Source organism: Calothrix sp. PCC 7507, assembly GCF_000316575.1.
GTDB lineage: Bacteria > Cyanobacteriota > Cyanobacteriia > Cyanobacteriales > Nostocaceae > Fortiea.
Map to the genome: position 1 here is coordinate 2,039,634 of NC_019682.1, position 21,549 is coordinate 2,061,182.

The 21,549-nt window shown below is 44.4% G+C and carries 17 protein-coding genes and 2 pseudogenes; 7 read left to right on the forward strand and 12 right to left on the reverse strand.

All coding sequences use genetic code 11. From position 1 onward, the window contains the following. Nucleotides 1–9: 9 nt before the first annotated feature. On the forward strand, nucleotides 10–1,653 hold the full coding sequence (locus CAL7507_RS08870) for a lipopolysaccharide assembly protein LapB (protein ID WP_015128129.1): 1,644 nt from the start codon (nucleotides 10–12) through the stop codon (nucleotides 1,651–1,653). A gap of 150 nt (nucleotides 1,654–1,803) precedes the next feature. Here the strand turns inward: CAL7507_RS08870 and rpiA are convergent, their stop codons facing one another. Further along, entirely contained in the window at nucleotides 1,804–2,514 is a 711-nt protein-coding gene (gene rpiA / locus CAL7507_RS08875; protein WP_015128130.1) for a ribose-5-phosphate isomerase RpiA, read from the reverse strand. 978 nt (nucleotides 2,515–3,492) lie between these two features. Here rpiA and CAL7507_RS08880 point away from each other — a divergent pair. Both CAL7507_RS08880 and dxs read left to right on the forward strand, forming a co-directional pair. Further along, nucleotides 3,493–4,176, forward strand: coding sequence for an S-layer homology domain-containing protein (locus CAL7507_RS08880; RefSeq protein ID WP_015128131.1), 684 nt, complete (start codon nucleotides 3,493–3,495; stop codon nucleotides 4,174–4,176). Nucleotides 4,177–4,316: 140 nt separating this feature from the next. Further along, nucleotides 4,317–6,224 carry a 1-deoxy-D-xylulose-5-phosphate synthase gene (gene dxs, locus CAL7507_RS08885; protein WP_015128132.1) on the forward strand — a complete coding sequence of 636 codons (1,908 nt, stop codon included), beginning with the start codon at nucleotides 4,317–4,319 and terminating at the stop codon, nucleotides 6,222–6,224. Between the two features lie 167 nt (nucleotides 6,225–6,391). Here dxs and CAL7507_RS08890 read toward each other — a convergent pair whose 3' ends face one another. After that, nucleotides 6,392–7,063 carry a Uma2 family endonuclease gene (locus CAL7507_RS08890; protein WP_015128133.1) on the reverse strand — a complete coding sequence of 224 codons (672 nt, stop codon included), beginning with the start codon at nucleotides 7,061–7,063 and terminating at the stop codon, nucleotides 6,392–6,394. A 178-nt stretch (nucleotides 7,064–7,241) separates the two neighbouring features. Here CAL7507_RS08890 and CAL7507_RS08895 point away from each other — a divergent pair, with 178 nt between their 5' ends. Next, a complete protein-coding gene (locus tag CAL7507_RS08895; RefSeq protein ID WP_015128134.1) occupies nucleotides 7,242–8,768 on the forward strand; it encodes a YARHG domain-containing protein in 1,527 nt (508 codons plus the stop codon). Between the two features lie 311 nt (nucleotides 8,769–9,079). Here CAL7507_RS08895 and CAL7507_RS08900 read toward each other — a convergent pair whose 3' ends face one another. Continuing rightward, entirely contained in the window at nucleotides 9,080–9,793 is a 714-nt protein-coding gene (locus CAL7507_RS08900) for an ATP-binding cassette domain-containing protein (RefSeq protein ID WP_236556910.1), read from the reverse strand. Nucleotides 9,794–10,107: 314 nt separating this feature from the next. Here CAL7507_RS08900 and CAL7507_RS08910 point away from each other — a divergent pair, with 314 nt between their 5' ends. Next, complete coding sequence (locus tag CAL7507_RS08910) at nucleotides 10,108–11,721, forward strand: serine/threonine protein kinase (RefSeq protein ID WP_015128135.1); 1,614 nt, start codon at nucleotides 10,108–10,110, stop codon at nucleotides 11,719–11,721. Nucleotides 11,722–11,911: 190 nt separating this feature from the next. On the opposite strand, the pseudogene CAL7507_RS33645 reads toward CAL7507_RS08910, so the two are convergent. The 9 genes and pseudogenes from CAL7507_RS33645 to CAL7507_RS08955 form a co-directional block, all read right to left on the reverse strand. Further along, nucleotides 11,912–12,142 (reverse strand): annotated as a pseudogene (locus tag CAL7507_RS33645) (hypothetical protein). A gap of 256 nt (nucleotides 12,143–12,398) precedes the next feature. Further along, nucleotides 12,399–12,707, reverse strand: coding sequence for a GIY-YIG nuclease family protein (locus CAL7507_RS08920; protein WP_042342000.1), 309 nt, complete (start codon nucleotides 12,705–12,707; stop codon nucleotides 12,399–12,401). A gap of 283 nt (nucleotides 12,708–12,990) precedes the next feature. Then, nucleotides 12,991–13,713 carry a dienelactone hydrolase family protein gene (locus tag CAL7507_RS08925; RefSeq protein WP_015128136.1) on the reverse strand — a complete coding sequence of 241 codons (723 nt, stop codon included), beginning with the start codon at nucleotides 13,711–13,713 and terminating at the stop codon, nucleotides 12,991–12,993. Between the two features lie 162 nt (nucleotides 13,714–13,875). Further along, a pseudogene (locus CAL7507_RS33010) lies at nucleotides 13,876–14,141 on the reverse strand (hypothetical protein). Then, a complete protein-coding gene (locus CAL7507_RS08935; protein ID WP_042341253.1) occupies nucleotides 14,138–14,356 on the reverse strand; it encodes a hypothetical protein in 219 nt (72 codons plus the stop codon). Before CAL7507_RS08935 ends, CAL7507_RS33010 begins: the two are co-directional and overlap by 4 nt. Before the next feature lie 363 nt (nucleotides 14,357–14,719). Then, on the reverse strand, nucleotides 14,720–15,121 hold the full coding sequence (locus CAL7507_RS08940) for a type II toxin-antitoxin system VapC family toxin (protein ID WP_015128138.1): 402 nt from the start codon (nucleotides 15,119–15,121) through the stop codon (nucleotides 14,720–14,722). A 10-nt stretch (nucleotides 15,122–15,131) separates the two neighbouring features. Continuing rightward, nucleotides 15,132–15,425 carry a hypothetical protein gene (locus CAL7507_RS08945; RefSeq protein WP_015128139.1) on the reverse strand — a complete coding sequence of 98 codons (294 nt, stop codon included), beginning with the start codon at nucleotides 15,423–15,425 and terminating at the stop codon, nucleotides 15,132–15,134. A gap of 101 nt (nucleotides 15,426–15,526) precedes the next feature. After that, a complete protein-coding gene (locus tag CAL7507_RS08950; protein WP_015128140.1) occupies nucleotides 15,527–16,096 on the reverse strand; it encodes a transposase in 570 nt (189 codons plus the stop codon). A gap of 146 nt (nucleotides 16,097–16,242) precedes the next feature. Continuing rightward, nucleotides 16,243–17,391: an RICIN domain-containing protein gene (locus CAL7507_RS08955; RefSeq protein WP_015128141.1), complete on the reverse strand. Its 1,149-nt coding sequence runs from the start codon at nucleotides 17,389–17,391 to the stop codon at nucleotides 16,243–16,245. 351 nt (nucleotides 17,392–17,742) lie between these two features. On the opposite strand from CAL7507_RS08955, the gene CAL7507_RS31615 reads away from it, so the two are divergent. After that, complete coding sequence (locus tag CAL7507_RS31615) at nucleotides 17,743–17,838, forward strand: HNH endonuclease (RefSeq protein WP_236556917.1); 96 nt, start codon at nucleotides 17,743–17,745, stop codon at nucleotides 17,836–17,838. A 107-nt stretch (nucleotides 17,839–17,945) separates the two neighbouring features. Next, the gene (locus CAL7507_RS08960; RefSeq protein ID WP_015128142.1) at nucleotides 17,946–21,461 is read left to right on the forward strand and encodes an NB-ARC domain-containing protein; all 3,516 of its coding nucleotides are present in this window, start codon (nucleotides 17,946–17,948) and stop codon (nucleotides 21,459–21,461) included. Nucleotides 21,462–21,549: the final 88 nt, after the last annotated feature.

Genomic DNA, 21,549 nt, shown 5'->3' on the forward strand with positions numbered 1-21,549 from the left:
ATCTTGAGGATGAAGTACTTATTTTTTCTCTGGCTGCTGATATTATCCTTAATTTCTGCTGATCCGGCGATTGCTCAAACACAGCAGCCCTACACTTTAATATCTGGACTCGGAACACACTATCATCAAGTTTCCACCCACAATCCCCAAGCGCAAAAGTTTTTTGACCAGGGGTTAAATTTGATTTACGCTTTCAACCATGATGAGGCTGTGCATTCCTTTCAAGCTGCTGCTACACTTGATCCGCATTTAGCGATCGCATATTGGGGAATTGCCCTGGCTTTAGGGCCTAATATTAACTTAGATGTAGACTTTGAACGAGAACAAGCTGCTTATCAAGCAGTACAACAAGCTTTGGCGCTATCTTCTACAGCATCAAGACAGGAACGAGACTATATTACCGCTTTAGCAAAGCGTTACACAAATAACCCTAATGTAGATTTGCACAAGCTGGCGGTAGACTACAAAAACGCGATGGCAGAATTAGTCAAACGTTATCCCCAAGATTTGGATGCAGCAACTTTATATGCTGAAAGTTTGATGGATTTGCACCCTTGGCAACTCTGGACTAAAGATGGACGACCACAGGTAGATACAGAAGAGATTGTGACTGTTTTAGAATCGGTGCTGCAACGCGATCCGCATCATCTCGGTGCTAATCACTACTATATCCACGCTGTGGAAGCGTCACTTTCTCCAGAACGCGCCCTCAAGAGTGCTAACAGACTAGAAACCCTAGTTCCCGCCTCTGGACATTTGGTACACATGCCTGGTCATATTTACTTCCGTGTGGGAGATTATCACAAGGCGATGTTGTCTAATATGCAGGCGATCGCTCAAGATGAAGCTTACATCCAAAAAAATCACCCTCAGGGTTTTTATCCCCTGATGTACTATAACCACAACATACATTTTCTCGCTGTAGCTAGTGCAATGGCTGGTAGATATCAAGATGCTATTGCAGCCGCAGAGAAATTGGTGGCTAATGCTACTCCTTTTGTCCAAGGTTTCCCTATGATTGAGGGCTATCTCGGCACTAAAATCTTGATTCAAGTGCGCTTTGATGACTGGGATGCCATTTTAAAGACACCTGCTCCTGATGTTAAATTACCTATAACTAGGGCAATCTGGCATTTTGCTCGTGGGATGGCAAATGCTGCTATAGGTAAACTTGAGGATGCTGCAGAGGAACGCAATGCATTACTCACCGCCCAAAACACAATTCCAATTACAGCAATGATTGGGGCGAGTCCCGCTAGTAATATTCTGGATATTGCTGGCAATCTGTTAGACGCTAAAATTGCCAAAGCCAAGCAAGATGATGATTCTGCCATCAAATTTCTAGAAACCGCAGTAGCCCAAGAAGACGCATTAAATTATACAGAACCACCAGACTGGTACATCTCTACACGGGAATCCTTGGGTGGTGTGCTATTAGCTAAGGGTGATTATCCTGCAGCCGAGAAAGTGTTTCGTGAAGACTTGCAAAAGTATCCCCATAACGGACGCTCACTATTTGGGTTACAAGCCAGCTTGCAAGCACTAGGGAAACTTCAGTCCGCTAAACTCGTACAAGCAGAATTCACTACAGCTTGGAAGAATGCTGATACTCAGCTGAACAGTGAACAGTTATCAGTGAACAAATTACGCTGAATATGAATTAGACGCTGAAACCTTGTATCTTCGCGTAGATACTTTGTATTGCAACATTTCTATAAAGCGTGAAATCCTTAATATTATGTTGACTTTTGTAATTCACATCAGATGTAAATTGATAACTGATAACTGTTCACTGATAACTGACTATATCTGCCTTACCAATGGTTGACCATCTTTAACTTCGCCAATTAAAACTAAGTCTGCACAATTGACGAAAATGCCATTTTCTAGTACGCCAGGAATGTTATTCAGGATTTTTTCTAGGCTGACTGGGTCGTCGATAGAGTCAAATCTGACATCTAAGACAAAGTTACCTTGATCGGTGATGACTGGGCCGGCTTTTTTCACACCCATGCGGAGTTCCGGCTTACCGCCCAGTTTGATAATGGCATTGGTGACGGGAGTAATTGCCATTGGGATCACTTCCACTGGTACAGGAAAAGTAGAACCTAAGCGGTCTACTAGTTTACCACTATCCACCACGACGATGAATTGATTTGCCAGGTAATCTACTACTTTTTCGCGGGTATGTGCCGCACCGCCGCCTTTAATCAGGTTTTTTTGGGGATCGACTTCATCTGCACCATCAATGGCAATATCGATATGATCGATCGCATCTAAAGTGGTGAGAGGAACACCATACTGCTTGGCTAAAACTTCTGACTGAAATGAGGTAGGAACGCCAACGATATCTTTGAGTTCGCCAGACTTGAGGCGATCGCCCAGAAACTGAATCGTATATGCTGTGGTTGACCCCGTGCCCAACCCAACAATAGAACCTGATTTTACCAGAGCGGCGGCGGCTCTGCCTACTTCTTGTTTCATTAACTTCACAGGGTCTGCTGCTGCGGTCATGCCCAAAACTCCTAAAATATTTAATAAGTAGACAGCACTATCACAGCCGACTATACTACATCTCTAGTACCGCAGGGTGGAAGTCAAAAGTCAACCCTTCGGCTACGCTCAGGGCAAGGAGTCAAAAGTCAAAAGTTTTATATATCAAGGCTTGTGCCTGTTGGAAATGATAGCTTTATTTACGCCATGCTGTACGTTTTATAATTCAAAATAATTGCCATAGCCGTTCCCATTCAGATGCGGTATAAAATTATATCGCAAGCTGTAGTAGCACGGCAGTGCCGTGCCCTTACGGGTGTACCTCACGTAACCGAGAATTGCCATATATAGCGGTTATCGGTGGGATGTAATGCAATCAAGGGCGGGGTTTCCCATACGTGTCAACTTAAGCCCCGGCGAATGGAATTCGCGCGCCACTTGCTACAAGTCGGGGAACCCGCCCACGGCGCTGTCTCCCCAACTTGAGGTGACTGTCGTCGGCTCTGCCGACTTGTAGACGCGGAGCGGCTTCTCGTAGAGTAGCAACTGGCGTGCGGTTTCTAACCGCCGATTTCACGTTAAGTTGACACCAATGGGGGTTTCCCCGCCCCTACAGGATTTGCGATTTAAAACTGTACCTCACGTAACTGAGAATTGCCATATAGCAATTCTCAGATGAATGAAATACTCATAAGGAATCAGGAGCCAGAATATGGCATTCTCCTGAATTCTGACTCCCTCGCCATATCACATAGGTGAGATACTTTGCTCATATATATATGGTAAGTTCTGATCAGTCGTGAACAATAAGATTCTCAATTTATGATGTAAGTTAAAACTCTGAGCCTTGCCCCCATAAGTTTTTGATGAAAGACGAGAATATCGCCACAGCAAAAATCCCATATCATCGCTATAATCATTAGGCAGTGTTTTTCTCTAGTAGGTTAGTATCACAGTTCGTTATAAATTCAGATTGGCAGATTAAGATTAATGAGAATTATGAGGCAGCTGCTAGGTACAATTTCCTTAGCTATACTCCTGCAAATCTTTCCATCTATCGTTCAAGCCCAAGAGATAGAACCAAATGCAGGCAAGCTATCGGAGCCAATTCAAAGGGTAACTTCAGCGAAGTTAATGACCAACTTTGCTGATGGTAAATTTTATCCAGAACGCTTGATAAATCGTGCAGAACTAGCCTCAATTTTGGTGAAAGCATTCCGTCTAGATAAACGACAGGCATCCCAAGCAGAAAACATTATATCAGTATCAGATGTGCCAACTTCTCATTGGGCATATAAAGATATTCAGACAGTTTTAAAAACTGATATTATGAAAGGCTATCGAGGCAATCTATTTTTCCCTAATCAAAGGGTAACAAAAGCAGAAGCCTTGGCAATTTTTGCCCAAGCTTATGGTGTATTTCAGTTTCCCGATGAAAGTGTGAATGAGATTCTGGCTCCATATCCAGATGCCAAGTCTATACCCAGTTGGGCCAGAAAAGCGATCGCCACAATCATCACCGAAGGATTTATCAACACAGACGCTCAAAATAACATCTCCCCATTAAAGCCCATGACTCGTGGAGATATGGCTTACGTATTGAGTAAATATTTACAGCGACAAAAGAAACAGGCAGACACGCCGGAAGTTCCCATTATTCCCGATACAGGTGAACCGCGTTAAGCAAACAAAGATAAAAACTTCCCTTTATCTTCGTTTTAGTTTATCTAACTTAATGCAACTCCATATAACTCTGTGGGCAACCCGACCGTGGGAGAATCAAAGATACCAGAAGTAGACATTAGAGAGGAAAACCCTATAATATGCATCTGAGTGAAATCACCCATCCCAATCAGTTGCACGGTTTATCGATTCGGCAACTGCAACAAATTGCTCGTCAGATCCGAGATAAACATCTGCAAACAGTCGCAACATCTGGTGGACACCTCGGACCAGGTTTGGGTGTTGTAGAGTTAACTCTAGGGCTTTACCAAACACTGGACTTGGATAGAGATAAAGTCATTTGGGATGTAGGACACCAAGCTTATCCCCATAAACTGATCACAGGGCGTTATAGCAACTTCGATACCCTCAGGCAAAAAGACGGAATTGCTGGTTATCTCAAGCGGTGTGAAAGCAAATTTGACCACTTTGGCGCTGGACATGCTTCCACTAGTATCTCAGCCGCTTTGGGCATGGCTTTAGCAAGAGACTTAAAAGGAGAAAAATTTAAATCCGTCGCTGTTATTGGTGATGGCGCCTTAACTGGGGGTATGGCATTAGAAGCCATCAACCACGCCGGACACTTGCCCAAAACTAACTTGCTGGTTGTTCTCAACGACAACGAGATGTCCATATCTCCTAACGTTGGTGCGATTCCCCGCTATCTTAATAAGATGCGCCTCAGTCCACCAGTGCAGTTTTTCAAAGATAACCTCGAAGAACAATTCAAACAAATTCCCTTTGTCGGTGAATCTCTGTCTCCCGAAATCGCCCGCATCAAAGAAGGAATGAAGCGTTTAGCAGTTCCCAAAGTCGGTGCAGTTTTTGAAGAACTCGGCTTCACCTACATGGGGCCAGTAGATGGTCATAATCTAGAAGAATTGATTGCTACTTTCCAACAGGCGCATCAAATACCAGGGCCTGTTTTAGTACATGTGGCAACAATCAAGGGTAAAGGTTATGAAATTGCCGAACTTGACCAAGTAGGCTACCATGCCCAAACCCCTTTCAACTTGACAACTGGCAAAGCTATCCCCTCCAGTAAGCCCAAACCCCCGGCTTATGCCAAAGTCTTCGCCCACACCCTAGTCAAACTCGCCGAACAAAACCCCAAAATTATTGGGATTACCGCCGCAATGGCCACGGGGACAGGCTTAGACAAACTCCAAGCGAAATTGCCTAATCAATATATTGATGTCGGGATTGCGGAACAACATGCTGTCACTCTAGCTGCTGCACTGGCTGCTGAAGGTATGCGCCCCGTCGCCGCTATCTACTCTACATTCTTGCAACGCGCCTATGACCAGATAATTCACGATGTCTGCATCCAAAATCTGCCAGTATTCTTCTGTTTGGATCGGGCGGGAATTGTCGGTTCTGATGGACCCACTCACCAAGGGATGTATGACATTGCCTATCTGCGTTGTATTCCCAATATAGTGATGATGGCGCCTAAAGACGAAGCAGAACTGCAAAGTATGATTGTGACTGGTGTTAACCATACCAGCGGACCGATCGCTATGCGCTTCCCTCGTGGTAATGGTCATGGTGTGCCATTGATGGAAGAAGGCTGGGAACCTCTAGAAATCGGCAAAGGAGAAATTCTCCGTACCGGTGATGATGTGTTAATTCTCGGCTACGGCACAATGGTATACCCAAGTTTGCAAGCTGCGGAAATCCTCAGCGAACACGGCATTGAAGCAACTGTGATTAATGCTCGTTTTGTCAAGCCTCTGGATACTGAATTAATCTTGCCTTTGGCGAAGAAAATCGGTCGCGTTGTCACCTTAGAAGAAGGCTGTGTCATGGGTGGCTTTGGTACTGCAGTGGCGGAAGCGCTACTAGATGCTGATATTGTCGTCCCCGTGAAGCGTATCGGTGTGCCAGATATCTTAGTTGATCATGCGACACCAGATGAATCTAAGGCGGAATTAGGTTTAACTAGCCGTCAAATTGCCGAGAGAGTTTTGCAAGCTTACTTTCAAAAGCAATTATCTACTGTTGTCTAGTTAATTTTGATGGCGTTGAGATTCGCGACTTCTACCCTAAGGGTGTCTACAAGAAGTCGCGGATCTTAGAACCTGAGTAGAGACGCGAAATTGGACTGGGCTTCGCCCCGCTAACGTCCCACTTTGCTAACGCGTCTCTACTTTCATAATGGAGGGCGATCGCTAATTTATTTTTGGCCTAATTGCTTGACAAAATCGCCATGTTCCTGTGAATTTAATCCCAACTGCAACACTTCCAGCACCTGTGCCATTTGGTTGCTCAAAAGCATCTCCACCGCTAACCACAACCCAGGAAACACCTGCGAGCGAATAATCCCATCTGCATCGGGAGATAGCGATCGATAGTCGCCATCGCTGAGGTAAAACCATTCAATTTCATTCTCGTAGGATTGCCAAATTACGTACTCCCGCACCCCATTACGGCGATAAACCTGCTTTTTGCTACCCCGATCAATCGCAGCGCTACTGGCGGCAATTTCTACAATTAACTCAGGTGCGCCTTCTATATAATCATCGCTGCTCAAGCGAGTCTGTCCACCTGCATTCGGTTCAATAAACAGCACTGCATCAGGCGGAGGTTCGTTATCTAAATCTAGTCTGACAGTTGGGGTATCACTCAAGTCAACACCGGGAGTCAATGATTGGTAAACTCCCAACCAAGTCATGACTCGACTGTGGGGTTTGCCATGCAGTTCATGTCGTAAGGGAGAGGCCACGTAAACAATTCCTTCGATGAGTTCTGCTTTTCTGATGTGGGGTGCAGCTGCATAACGCCGCTCAAATTCAGGACGATTCAGGCGATCGCCACTTTCAAGCGGGGGTGAGTATTCTCTAACCATTTGCCAATGCTCACAAGTTACCGGATACCCTTCTGAGAAAGGAATTGCCCCTATTGTACGTTAGGCTGAAACCACATCTGAAAAACTCTTACTTGGTATAACTTGGAAAAGTTTGTATAAGATGAGTCAAGATATTCTCAAAAATTAGCCGCAGGTTAGCTGTTAATCGCAAACTTCCATGACCATAAACCTGTTGAACGATCGCTATCAAGTCATCCGGACACTCGGTGCTGGTGGGTTTGGTGAAACCTATTTAGCAGAAGATAGCTATATGCCATCAAAACGCCTTTGTGTGGTGAAGCAGCTAAAGCCGATTCAAAATAACCCCCAGATTTATCAACTGGTGCAAGAACGGTTTCAACGGGAAGCAGCAATTTTAGAAGAACTCGGCGGTGCGTCTGATCAAATTCCCAAGTTGTATGCATATTTTGTCTCAGATGGACAATTTTATTTAGTTCAGGAATGGATTGAAGGCGATACGCTCACAGCTAAATTGCAAAAACAGGGTTTATTTAGTGAAAGCGCTGTTCGGGAATTATTGGTGAATTTGTTACCAGTTTTAGAGTACGTCCACAGTAAACAGATAGTTCACCGCGATATCAAACCAGATAATATTATTTTGCGGTACCGTGACGGTAAACCAGTGCTGATAGATTTTGGTGCAGTGCGGGAATCGATGGGGACGGTAGTCAATTCTCAAGGGAATCCTACCAGTTCGATTGTGATTGGCACACCAGGATATATGCCTAGCGAACAAGCCGCAGGTAGACCAGTTTATTCTAGCGATTTATATAGTTTAGGGGTGACAGCAATTTATTTGCTGACTGGTAGACAACCACAACAAATAGAAAGTGACCCACATACAGCAGAGATGATGTGGCGTAACTATGCCAGCCATCTTAATCCGATGATAGCAGAGGTAATTGATCGGGCGATCGCCTATCATCCACGCGATCGCTATCCCACTGCTAAAACAATGCTAGATGCTTTGCAGGGGACAACAAATCCGATTCCACCCACACAACCAGTTTTTATCCAACCGCCAGTAGTATCAGCACCGCCTCCGCCAACTGTTCCCGTTGCTCCGCAAAACAATCAAGTTACTAATAGTCAAAATAGTCCCAACGGGATTCTTCTTGGTAGTTTAATTGCAGGTGGGTTAGTTGGTGCATCCGTGATTATTAGTCAGGTGTTACCAAAATCTTCTCAACCCACAGCAGAAACACAACCAACTACAGCATCCCAAGTCATAGAAACTCCTGCTGTTTCATCACCGCCAACAACGTCCCCCACTGTCACATCTCAAATACAAAAAACAATTACAAAAACCCAAACTATCCCCACTCCTGAATTTACACCACCACCAATCACCCAATCTATTCCTACCCCAGCATCAACACCACCAATTGATACCACAACTGCTAACGATTATTCCTGGCTTTCTGACAGGCTTGTAACCGATGCAGATTTAGATGGTAAAAGTGGATTTGAATTAGATATTATGCGAAATTCCATTTTCGCTCGTCTTGGTCGCAGGTTTGAGACTCCTGGCTTACAAGAATACTTTAATCAGCAGTCTTGGTATAATCCTGTATATCCTCCAAAGGAATTTCCGCCTGCATTAATAAACAAATTAGAGCAGCAAAATATAGACTATATTGCTAAATATCAAGACGAACATAATTTGAGACATTTTAAAAAGTAGGTGATGACTGTTGACTGTTGACTGTCAACCGCTAATACCAATTCAAATAATATTTGCAACACATACGTTCTTCGTACGGGCACGGCTTCCATAGACTTTCGGGAAAACCGATAGTTTATGGGTGCTGTGCTACTACCCATCTGTCACATTCTTTTTTTAAATTGGTATAAACTAGCCTAACAAAGCATTCACCGCCAACAGTCACCCATCAACAGTTAACAGTCACCAATTTCCAAATATCTAAAAAATATCTTAAGGCTAAGGTTATTAAACTAATACCGATGGGTGCAGTGATCAGAGCTAGGACAAGACTAACGCGATCGCGTAAAATTAATTGTAGGTAACGTTGGGTTAATAATGCTGACTCTTTTGCGTTGTCCACCGCTGAGGTCACTGATTAAAGCTTGACGACGATGGCTCATTTTAATCGCAGCTAATGCTTCATCCACCACTTGTTTGAGATTTATATCGGGTGGTAATCGCAACTTAGCTGCATAGGTGAGAACTTCTGCAACTGTCAATTCCCAGTGGATTACATCATCTTGCGGTACGTAACCAATTTGATTGCGGTAAATATTGAAGTTTTTTTGTAAATCTTCCCCGTTGAGATGGACTACACCTTGAGTTGTTTTTTCAATTCCCAAGAGAGTCCGCATCAAAGTAGATTTACCCGCACCACTCCCCCCTACCAAAGCCACAAACTGTCCTGGTTCAATCGCAAAAGACAGGTCATCTAGTCGCCGCTTACCTTTCGTTTCAATGACTAAATTGTGCGCTTCCAGACGAATGCGATCGCCTTGATCTAAAATTTCTAAATGATCATCACGCAAAACCAATGTAAAAGGTGCAATGCGGATTTTCACACCATGAGATAGCACCGCTGTTCCTGAGACTCGTTGACCATTGACAAACACCCCATTGCTGCTGTAATCCCGCAGGATGTAGCGTCCTTGAGCATCAGGATCAATTGTGGCGTTCGGAATGTCAGTCCTAGTTTCGCAACGGTGTTGGATAAAGCAATACAACAATCACCACGCGATCGCTATCTCAGTGCTAGAGAAATGCTAGCAGCATTAGAAGATCAAAGGATTTTTGGTCAGAAAGCTATGTGTAGAGTTTGATAGATTAAATCTTCCCTACTTTATTTATCCCCGATATTTACCATCTATATTTGAAGAACAAGAATGATCATCTGTTGGATCAAAATAGGAATTATACATAGGTTTAAGCTGGCAAATACATAGCGATCGCACTAAATCTCAAGTTAGCATGGTCAAGTAGTGAAAACGAGTTAAAGTATACAGCAATAACCCTTGTCTTTACTGACTGATGCTGACTTATGGAAATGCTGCTAAACAATCGCTATCAAGTGATTCGGACTTTAGGAGGCGGTGGATTTGGTGAAACTTTCCTCGCGGAAGATACCCAAATGCCGTCCAATCGCCGCTGCGTCATTAAACAACTCAAACCGATTCAAAACAATCCGCAGATTTACCAACTGGTGCGAGAAAGGTTTCAGCGAGAAGCCGCAATTCTAGAAGATTTGGGCGGTTCTACTGACCAGATTCCCTCTTTATATGCATATTTTCAGTCAGAAGGTCAGTTTTATGTAGTGCAAGAGTGGGTTGAAGGCGAGACATTAACCGCAAAAATCCAGCAGCAAGGGTTATTGAGTGAAAGTGCAGTCCGAGAAATCTTAATCAACTTATTACCAGTTCTGGAATACGTCCACTCGAAGCGGATTGTTCACCGCGATATCAAGCCTGATAACATTATTTTGCGTCGCCGTGACAGCAAACCTGTACTCATTGATTTTGGTGCGGTGCGAGAATCGATGGGAACAATGGTGAATTCCCAAGGTAATCCTACCAGCTCGATTGTGATTGGCACGCCAGGGTATATGCCTAGTGAACAAGCTGCAGGTAGACCAGTTTATTCTAGTGATTTATATAGTTTAGGGATCACAGCCATTTATTTGCTAACTGGTAGACAGCCACAGGAAATAGCAACAGATCCCCGGACTGGAGAAATTGTTTGGCGTCAACATGCTTTAAATGTTAGCCCCTCATTGGCAATGGTGATTGATCGGGCGATCGCTTATCATCCACGCGATCGCTATCCCACAGCCAGAGAAATGCTAGAAGCCTTACAATTGGGTGCAGTAACCATGCAGCCTACTGTTCCTTACGCCCAGCCACCAGCAGCTAATCTACCCCCTACTGCAGTCACACCCCAATACACAATTCCCATCAGTCCAGCTGCTCTCCCTCAACCAATAAATCAAAGCAATGGTCAACGAGGAATATTTGCAGGTAGTTTAATTGCAGGTGGTTTGATTGGTGCTTCCATCATCATTGGTTTTGCCATCAACAACAAAAAAGAACCCCAACCAATAGCACAGTCATCACCGTTATCTAGCGAACAAGCCACAATCAATAACCAACCCCAGAATACAGCGCCATCCGTCAAAACCCAACGTCCGGACACCACAACCCGCAACGAACCCCAGGATATCGTCACACCAGTAAAATCAATATTTCCCAGCCCTAGCGCACCTAATCTTACTCCCACACCGCTCAAGAGTGAAACTCCATCTGCTGAAACACCAGCACAAGTTGATAGACCATCACCAGAACAAGCTATACAAAATTATTTTGCAACTATTAATAAACGTGAGTTTCAAACTGGATGGAATCAGCTATCTCCCAATTATCAAAGTAATAAACGTCTTCATCCCAATGGTTATCTTTCTTATATTGATTGGTGGGGTGGAAAAGTTGAAAGTGTTGATGTAGAAGAAGTGAATTTGGTAGAAGCAAGTGCCGAAACAGCCACCGTTGAAGCTCAGTTAGAATACTCTATGAAAACGGGAAAAGTAGTTCCTAGTGTTGTGCGCTTCTCCCTTTTATGGGATGCTGGAAATAGTCGATGGGTTGTTAGTGATACCAAATAGCTGACATCCAGATTTGAAGGCTTTAATTCAAGAACTTTATACCGAATCCGCTGTGGATGAAATTACAGACGACAACATCAGGGCTAAAATCAAAGTGCGATCGCCCTCTTAATGACTGACCAAAACCATGATCGCCTCTGGGAATAAAACAGCGATCGCACTTGTTGTTTGTACTTGCTGCGCTATGGCTTTATTGTCCACGTCCTGGTTTGCAATCTGCAAAACCTAATGCTTCCGTATCCAGGAAACTAGCGATTCTCTTTCAGAGACACTACGTGAACGCCATTTCAATTACGGCTTCGACTGGATACTCAATTTCAGTAGCACGGGTCATCAGAGCTGCTCTAATTCTCTGAGGTAAATGTCCTAAGATAACTTCAGCATCAGCACTTGTAAGTTGCTCTTGAAGTTTAGCTTGCATAGGTTCACCTCTGGGGTGGAATTTGGACACTGTAAGGAGGTTCAGTAGCTCTAAGAATAATTGCTTCTAACTCCAATATAGGAATCCGGTTTGATTATTGAAAAAATTCCGTACACTTTAATCTTAAGTGTAGGGTGGGCAATGCCCACCAAAACCCGGATGTGGTGGGCAATGCCCAACGCCACTCCTCTCAACGCGGGAAACCCGCGCACGAGGGTGGCTCCCCTACATGTATTTCAGAAATCAAATATGAGTCCTATAGTAACGCAGGGTTTTGCCAGTAAGAAATTGGCTGCACCGCAATCCGAACGTCTTCATAGCTGTATTTGTCGAGCCATGCCCACAAAAAAGCCTTGTGTCCTCCACTAAAGCGACCCCGCAGGCTCTTGGTTTTACCAATGTAAAGTAATCCATCAGTTTTGTGTCTGATTGCATAGATCCCAGGACGAGGAGGAATGTTGGCAAATTCGCGACTTAAAAGCTGGCATTGTTCAAAGGGTGTCAAGACAATTGCATCCAGGATTCTTTGCGCTTGAATTTGCAATTCAGAATCGTTTGTCGGCATGAAAGTAAGAAAGCTGATTGCACAGAAATCATGCTCTCACAAATTTTGTGATAGTTTGCCATTGAACTAAAGTCAAGAGCGATCGCTCCTGATTTCATTTTGAATTGCGTAGACACGTTCGACGTAGTCGTTCCCGTACTCCTACGGGAAAGCAAGCTACGCGTTGGCGGAGCCTCTCGTAGAGAAGCGTCTCCGTCAGAAGAAGGGTAGTGGCTTGTCTTCAGACATCGCTCTTTGACCAATTAAGCGATCGCACTTTAGTGGGGAATTGAAGGGATGGGCGTTAAACCGCTTCCCGCAGATGTGCATCCAAAAACTGTGTCAACTCGCGCCAAGAGTCTTCCGCTGCCAAGCGGTTATAAGAAGAACGCTCATGACAAAAAAAACCATGATCGGCATCAGGATAAACCTTCAACCTGTACTCTTTGTGCAGTTCCTGGAATCTGGACTCGACTTGTTTGATACGTTCGAGCGGAATGAATGGATCAACACCACCGTGAAAGAAATATACGGGTACTTTGATGTTTTTGACTGCATCAATCCACTCATCCAGAACCATGCCGTAGAAGGGGGCTGCTGCCGCAATTTCATTTGATAACTTGCAAGCAGCAAGAAAAGTCAAACCGCCACCCAGACAGAATCCCGTCACACCCACCCGATCTGGAAACACATTGGGTTGTGATTTGAGATATGTTACAGCCGCTCTTATGTCTTCCTCAACTGGCTTGCCGAAGTCGAGGCGATACATCATCGCCATTGCTTGCTCAACTTCGTCGTAGCCAAATGTGTTGTTTGGTAACTCACGATAGTATAAATCTGGGGTCAACACTACGTACCCTTCATTAGCAATTCGGTTCGCTACCTCTCGGATATGAGACGTTAAACCAAAGGCTTCCATCAGCAGCAACACAGCAGGCTGGCTCTCAGGCTCAGTTGACCCATACAGGAAGGCGGGCATTTGTCCGTCGGGTGTGGGAATCATCACTTGTATCGGCTCAATTTGCATTTTTTCTCTCCCTCAATTGATTGAGAATTGGCAAAAAAGTCACAAAAAACACGCTCGTCTAGAAATATTTCAGTAAAATCAGGGTTTCGGCTATGTCTACTATAAAGCGATGGCTGCGCTAAAGCGAAGCGCGTAATGCATCCTATTGCCGTGGCGATCGCACTACAATTGATCGAGCAGCATATCGTATTCCGCATGAGATCCAACCCAAAACCAGATTACAGTATCTTCTTCTGACCAACAGCACGATAATCCTTGTTGATGCGCGCAGAGTAAATGGGTAATTTTGGATGGATTTTCTTAAATCGCAAGCTGGGATAGCTCGGATCTTGCTTAAACTGCCGATAGGCTTGGCGAGTCTGCTCCTGAACTGACTTTGGAAGATCGGCAAACAGTTTACGAAACTGGGCAGTAGTACGAGATTTCACAACGTTTCTGGGTTTAATTCCTGAGTTTTGCCTGCCCGGTATTCTGTCATTGCTTCGGCTGCCAATTGAGCTAACAAATTTGGGGAACGGGCAAAAGACTCGTCCCATCGCCGTTCATCTTCAAGTTCTTCCAGAATTAGGGTGGCGATCGCATCTTGCTGGTCAGTAGGCAAGGTTTTCAATCGAGTGATCGCCTGCTCAAGTCGCTCAGTCATCATGAAAATATGCTTCTTTGCAGGAGATGTTTCAATTATCGCGTATTGGTCGAGAACTGGGAAACCTGAACACTACAAACGTAAATCATTGCGATCGCTGTTCATGGAATGATGCAATTCGGATTTATTGATTAGTCTGCCCAAATCTAGCAGATCATCCATAAACTCTAGGATGCGTTACGCTGTTGCTTTAGCGCAGCCATGCCCGCAGGGCTATACGCATTCTACAAGATCGGCGATCGCACTAGCCTCAAAAATTCAGTGATCGCTCACAAATATCTCAGCTATGGGCGATCGCTCATTCTTCCCAAATAGTTTGTTAAGAAGTTGTCTAACCGTCAACAGACAGTAGAATAAGTAGTATTAGGGTGAACGGGTGATCAGCCGTAGATTGGGAATTTCTAGGAAGTCTTTGATGTTGTGAGTGACTAGCAGTAAGTCGTAGCGTAGAGATGTTGCAGCAATCCAGGCATCTTGGGGCGAAATTGGTCGTCCTACGCTTTGTCGATAAGCACGAACCTGTGCCCATTCTCGACAAAGAGGTTGATCCACTGGAATAATTAGGTAATTCGAGAGGTATTGTTCTAACTGGGTGAGACGACGATCGCCCCACCGACGTAAGATTGCCCACTGAAATAATTCAGCGACACTCATGAATGACAATGCCAATTCCTGACCACTCAAAAGTGGTAGGTAAGGGTCAGCATAATCACTACCTTTGAGGATGAAGGAAGCAATGTCTGTATCAATCAGAACAAGACTCATGGGAGTTTAGTTAGATTGCCTCTTGGCGCTGTTGTCGCACAAAGGTAAGAAAATCTTCAATAGAGTCTTCTTCCGGCCAAAAATCGGCCGCCAGGCCTTGGAGGTGATCAACAGTTGTGGGAGAATGGTTAGCAAGTAACTGCTTTAGCGTAGTACCTTGTAAAAACTGAGTACTCAGGGTTGTAAAATCGGGTTGAGAATTTGAGAATGAATTGCTTTGGGTGAGGATTTGTAGCAGTTGTTGGCACTCTGTAGATGAGAGTAGTTGGATGGCAGCGATCGCGGCTTCAAATTGTGGAGTCATAGTCTAGTTTTGTAGTTGTCTGCTTCTATGCTATTTGAATTCGGGTGCGATCGCCCCTCCAACTCATGCTTAAAACTGAGCGCCCAATATTGTAGGATGTGTTAGCGCCAGCGTAACGCATCCCCAAAATCCTCATCTAATAAGGGCATCAACTCTTGCTCCATTCCCCAATCAACCGAGTAAATACCCTGTGCGACATATCGGTGAAAACTGGAATATTTCCAATCAATTGCTTGCTGACATAACCCATGCTTGACTGGATTGTAATGGATATAATCACAATGCTGTACAAAATCATCATCGTCTCGAATCCAATGTTCCCAAAATCGTCGCTGCCAAAGATTGCTCTCTCTGCGGTTTTGCCGTGATTCACTCCGGTTTGCCTGCAACTGTAGGGCAGATGCTCCTTGCTTGGTGACATCGCTTTTAATCAAGCGCCAACGAGTTGCATAATCACTATCATTGTGTGGTAAAGTCCAGATGCAGTGGATGTGGTCAGGTAACAATACAATGGCATCGATGGCAAATGGATATTTTTCACGCACCTTGAGAAATGCAGCGCGCAGCAAAGGAGGAGCAACATCCGTACAAAGCCACGGTTGTCTTTGATGTGTTACCTGGGTAAAGAAATAGGTTCCGCCCTCAATCCTGCTTCTGCGGTAGCTGGTCATTGAATGATACTATTGGGATTTGTTGATTAGTTTGCCCAAATTTAGCAGAGCATTAATAATTTGGTGATGCGTTACGCTATCGCTAACGCATCCTACGAGATTGGCGATCGCACTAAGGAAACCCAGTCTACAGGACAGCAATCACTCTATTGAGGAATTTTGATATCATCGATAAAAACTCCTCCCTCAAGCACTTCCCATGTTTTAAGCCGAGATCCATCTAAACGAAGCAATGTAAATCTACTGGTTTGAGTCCACCCTGCAAGGCTAGTGTATGGTTGGCATTTTACTAATCGCCTAATTTCCTGTTCATTATGTCTAGAAAGGGAGGTCGATGTTGAATAACCTAAAGAAAGGCTAGCTGAAGCCGTTAAACTAAAAGAGGTTTCTGAGCTAACTTCGCCACTCACCTTACCAAAGCCAGGAATTTTAGTTTCTGCACCGACCTTTGCACCGATTGTCTGTTCAAGAGTGTTGGCCACTTCTAGACCTGTAGTCTTGCTGAAATTTTCAGATTCTTCGGTCGTAAATCCTGCTCGAATCGTCACTTCATATTCTTGCTCTGAAGCTGTATTGTTGTACGTAAAGTACTGATCATTCAGTGTGTAGCAAACTTCGCGAGATAACAAGTAGTAAGGAGAATTCTGAACCTGCCAAGCCGGATTGTTATCATTGACCATGAAATACGGTAATAGGAATGGTTTTCCTACAGGCTTCCAATTTCTAGAACTTTGAGGTTTTTGTGGACTTGTTAAAGCGGGAAACTCAGAAGGATCAGCAGCAGCAGGTTGAGAAAGAATTGCTTGAACTTTGTTCACACCGTCAATCGTCACATCGCCAACCTTCTCGATAATAAACCTCTCATTATCACCGCCATCGGATTTATACTGCAAAACCTTAGCGCCATTGTCTTTGCTTTCTCCTGAGATGTCCAATATCTTACCGCTGTGTTTTGCTCGAATGTAGAAGGTATTGGATTGACCTGAAACTGGATTTAACTCAAAGAGTTGATTGTCGCCACCACTCCAAGAATATTGAACAACTGGTTCTGATTCTGAGATGGAAAAATTAGGTATATGTATAACCTTCCCACTAGCCAAACTTGCAATCACAAAGTACCTACCAACATCATCAACCGGAAAAATTAAAAACTTTTGATTGATACCATCGCCATAGTTCCACTGTTGGAGGGGTGCATTATCGTCCTTCATCTTCTCAGATGGAATGTCCAGAACCTTGCCACTATGCTTCGCAGTAATCTTAAAAATGCTACCTTGGAAAAACTTTGTGTCCATTAGAGTATCCCCCTGTTATTACTTGTGAGAACGCCAATATCTAGATCAATAAGGGCGTACCTTAGAAGTGAGATTTATGACTTAGCACTCAGTATTTAGAGTTGTTTAAGACACTATCAAAACTCCGGGGTGCAGTCTTTACAGAAAAGTATGGAGTTGTAGTATGCAAAGTATGGTTTGATGAAAATGTATACTTTGCTCAAGCTGGGAAATATATGGAGTTTGAACAGGCATAAGCAATCGCCAATCATGCTTTCAATAACAAAAGTGCTCGACCCCTACGTTACTCAAAAGGCGATCGCGCAGAGCGCCCACGAAGCGATCGCAAAACCAATTTAACCTAGAGAATCGGTGAGATGTGCCCAAAAGCATGGCGGACAAACAGACGAAACTAATTTGGCACTAGCCTGTACGATTTGCAACAAGATAAGCGATCGCTTTCTTTAGGTGATGAATCTTAACAATCTATCAAAACTCTAGTATGGATTTGAGTAAGGAAAGTATGGTTTAATTTAGCCTATATAAACTAAAATTCCTGCAAAAATGGCATAAATATGGAGTTTGAACAGGCACTGGCGATCGCCAATCATGCTGTCAATCAAAAACTCGCTAGAACCCTCTCTGAGGTGGAAATTGCGCTTTTGTTTGGTGCCTGGAACAACTTGACATATGAGCAAATCGCCGAGCGTTCAGGGTATTCTATTAACTACTTACAGCGAGATATTGGCCCTAAATTCTGGCAGTTCCTGAGTTATGATCTGGGTCGCAAAGTTAACAAGAAAAATCTGCGCGGCATTCTGTCCCAAATTAATGCACCAATCCCCAATTGCCAACCGCAAAACCAACGTTCTGTAGATTGGGGCGAGGCGATTAATGTTTCTCATTTCTGCGGTCGTGAAGAAGAGATAGAAAAGCTGACGCAGTGGATAATTGAAGAACGCTGTCGCCTGATTGCGCTGGTGGGAATGGGCGGTATTGGTAAAAGTGCTTTGGCTGCCAAAGTCTCTCAATTGGTACAAGCAGACTTTGAATTTGTAATTTGGCGCAGTCTCCGTAACGCCCCACCCTTAGAAACTTTGTTGGCTGAACTAGTTCCTTTCCTTTCCCAGCAGCAAGACATCCAAGCAAAACCAGAACGGTTGCTGTACTGGTTGCAAACCCATCGCTGTCTGGTGATTTTCGATAATCAAGATACTCTCTTACAACCAGGCGAACACGCTGGCAATTATCAACCCAATTTTACCAACTATGGTGAATTGTTTCGGTTGCTGGGGGAAGCGAGTCATCAAAGTTGTATTTTCCTGACTAGCCGGGAGAAATCAACAGAAGTGGCGATATTTGAAGATTGGAATGGCGGAGTGCGATCGCTTGCTTTACAAGGTTCCTGGGAAGCATGTCTGGCATTAATTGACTCTAAAGGACTAGTGGGAAGTGAGGCTCAAAAACGCTCCCTGTGCCAGTTGTATCGTTGCAATCCCCTGGCATTGAAAATGGTTGCCACTTCAATTCAGAGTTTGTTTGATGGAGAAATTGCCGTCTTTTTGTCAACAGAAACTCCGATATTTAACGGGATTCGTCGCTTACTCGATCAGCAATTTCAGCGGTTATCATCTCTAGAACAAACCATCATGTATTGGTTGGCGATTAATCGCGAATGGACTGCGATCGCTGAACTACAAGCAGATATTATCCCTGCGGTTTCTCGTGCCAGTTTGTTGGAGTCCCTGGAATCGCTCACATGGCGCAGTTTCATTGAAAAGCGATCGGGCGAATATACACAACAGCCTGTGATTATGGAATATGTCACAGACTGTTTAATTCACCCGCTTGCCACTGAATTGTTAATGGTGCAAACATCATTTTTCAACCATTATGCACTTTTAAAAACAACTGTTTTAGAATATATCCGCGAAAGTCAAATTCGCTTAATTTTACAACCACTCATTGAACAATTAAAAGCTGCATTTCACAAAAATTCTAAACGATTAGAGCAGCATTTGCAATCTGTTTTGCTGGTATTACGTACTGATTCAGAATCAACCTTTGGTTATGGAGTGGGGAACTTTATTAACCTGTGTCTGCGCCTGCAAATTGACCTCACTGGCTATGACTTTTCCCATCTGAAAATTCGCCACGCAGATTTCCGGGGTGTGCGGTTAAAAGATGTCAATTTTCAATTTGCTCATTTTGCTCAATCTACCTTTACTCAAGTCTTCACGAGTGGAATGTGGGGAAAATTTAGCCCTGATGGGCAGCGCCTTGCTGTCGGGGATACCAAAGGAGAACTGCATATTTGGCAGGTGGAAGGGATGCAGCCATTAATGTCGATCCAGGCACATCAAGGCTGGGTTTTGGGAGCTGATTGGCATCCTGATGGCACAATGTTAGTTAGCGGTGTTGATCAAGCAGTTAGCCTTTGGGATGCCCGCACGGGTCAAAAACTGCGGGACTTACACGGCTATAACAGTTGCATTTTGGCATTAGCCTGGAGTCCCGACGGTAAGTATGTAGCCTGTGGAGGGCAACATTCCTTGCTTGTGGTTTGGAATGCTACAACCGGAGAGCGTTTGACTGAGCTTGGAAGCAACTCTGGCGATCAGAGTTGCTGGATTCCGAGTCTGGCATGGTTACCGGATGGGGCAGTGCTGGCAGCAGGCTATACAGATCACACGATTAAATTTTGGGATGTGGTGACTGGCGAGTGCATTCGCGTAATTTCAGACCATGAAAATTGGGTTTTGTCTGTGGCAATGCATCCCAATGGCAAAATCCTCGCCAATAGTGGGTATGATAAAACCGTCAAACTTTGGGATTGGCAAACGGGAGAATGTTTGCAAGTAGTTAACACCCAAGAGCTTTTTCATCGCCTAACCTGGAGTCCGGATGGCGAAAGACTAGCAGGGGGAAGTATCAATGGTTATGTTGTCAACCTGTGGGATCGCTCTCTGCAATGTCTAAAAGTGTTGCAGGGACATGAAAACTGGGTTTGGTCAGTTTCTTGGAGTCCTGATAGCAGAACCCTTGTCAGCGCATCTTTCGATCAGGTGATTAAATTGTGGAATACGCAAACGGGGCAATGTGTCAAAACCTTGCGCGGCTACAGTAATTCTTCCTGGTGTGTCCGGTGGAGTAACGATGGCATTCTTCTGTTGAGCGCTAGCACTAACCATACTGTGCAACTGTGGGATAGTCAAACAGGGGAATGTTTGAGAGTCTTTTATGGACATACCAACGGAGTATTATTTGTTGCCTGGAGTCCAGACGAACGCTTGATGGCAAGTTGTAGTGCAGATACCACAGTTCGCATTTGGGATGTGCAGACGGGGCAATGCTTACAGGTGTTGCAGGGACATCAGGGTTGGGTAAGGACTGTCGCCTGGGGTCGGGATGAAAATTGTCTGATTAGTTGCGCCGATGATGGAACGGTAAAACTTTGGGATACTCATTCTGGGCAATGTTTATTAACGCTGTCAGGGCACAGTAGTCTGGTAAATTCCGTTGCTTGGTTTCCTGTAGGCAATCAGCTTGCCAGTGGAGGTTTTGATGGAACTATTCGGTTTTGGGATTTAAGCCTGGGTGTTTGTTCTCGTGTCATTTCTGTGGGTCGTTTCGTCGGTAGCGTTGCCTTTAGTCCAGACGGCAAAACCTTGCTTAGTGGAGACTACGAAGGTGTAGTTCAACTTTGGGATGTGGCCTGTGGAGAGTGTTTAAAAACCTTCCTGGGGCATATGAATGGGCGGATTTATTCAGTGGCGTGGAGTGCCGATGGCAACAAGATTGCAAGTACCTGTACTGGTAAAACAGTCAGAATCTGGAATGTTGGCACGGGCGACTGTGAACAGATTATCCAGGGCGAAAATCACGGATTGTCGTTGCATTGGCATCCAGTCAAGGACTTGCTAGCGATCGCTTTCCTGGAACAACCGATTCAAATTTGGGATGTGCAAACAGGTAAAACTGTGCAAACGTTAAAGAGACAGCTTCCCTACGAAGGCGTGAATATAACTGGAGTGACGGGAATTTCCGAAGCGCAAAAAGCCAATCTCAAAGTATTAGGGGCGACAAAATAGGCTAAAAAGCTTATGAGATAGAGAATACAGCAATTTATGGTAGAAAAAGCAATCTTAAAAACCGGATATTTTCCGGCTCTTTTGCGTC

Bases quoted from the DNA above. Each gene is read 5' to 3' on its own strand.
- CAL7507_RS08945 (WP_015128139.1), bottom strand. From the start codon at position 15,425: ATGACTCCACAATTTGAAGCCGCGATCGCTGCCATCCAACTACTCTCA.
- CAL7507_RS08895 (WP_015128134.1), top strand. From the start codon at position 7,242: ATGACCATAAACCTGTTGAACGATCGCTATCAAGTCATCCGGACACTC.
- CAL7507_RS08940 (WP_015128138.1), bottom strand. From the start codon at position 15,121: ATGAGTCTTGTTCTGATTGATACAGACATTGCTTCCTTCATCCTCAAA.
- dxs (WP_015128132.1), top strand. From the start codon at position 4,317: ATGCATCTGAGTGAAATCACCCATCCCAATCAGTTGCACGGTTTATCG.
- CAL7507_RS08935 (WP_042341253.1), bottom strand. From the start codon at position 14,356: ATGACTGAGCGACTTGAGCAGGCGATCACTCGATTGAAAACCTTGCCT.
- CAL7507_RS08955 (WP_015128141.1), bottom strand. From the start codon at position 17,391: ATGGACACAAAGTTTTTCCAAGGTAGCATTTTTAAGATTACTGCGAAG.
- CAL7507_RS08925 (WP_015128136.1), bottom strand. From the start codon at position 13,713: ATGCAAATTGAGCCGATACAAGTGATGATTCCCACACCCGACGGACAA.
- CAL7507_RS08950 (WP_015128140.1), bottom strand. From the start codon at position 16,096: ATGACCAGCTACCGCAGAAGCAGGATTGAGGGCGGAACCTATTTCTTT.
- CAL7507_RS08880 (WP_015128131.1), top strand. From the start codon at position 3,493: ATGAGGCAGCTGCTAGGTACAATTTCCTTAGCTATACTCCTGCAAATC.
- CAL7507_RS08870 (WP_015128129.1), top strand. From the start codon at position 10: ATGAAGTACTTATTTTTTCTCTGGCTGCTGATATTATCCTTAATTTCT.
- CAL7507_RS08920 (WP_042342000.1), bottom strand. From the start codon at position 12,707: ATGCCGACAAACGATTCTGAATTGCAAATTCAAGCGCAAAGAATCCTG.
- CAL7507_RS08960 (WP_015128142.1), top strand. From the start codon at position 17,946: ATGGAGTTTGAACAGGCACTGGCGATCGCCAATCATGCTGTCAATCAA.
- CAL7507_RS08910 (WP_015128135.1), top strand. From the start codon at position 10,108: ATGGAAATGCTGCTAAACAATCGCTATCAAGTGATTCGGACTTTAGGA.
- rpiA (WP_015128130.1), bottom strand. From the start codon at position 2,514: ATGACCGCAGCAGCAGACCCTGTGAAGTTAATGAAACAAGAAGTAGGC.
- CAL7507_RS08890 (WP_015128133.1), bottom strand. From the start codon at position 7,063: ATGGTTAGAGAATACTCACCCCCGCTTGAAAGTGGCGATCGCCTGAAT.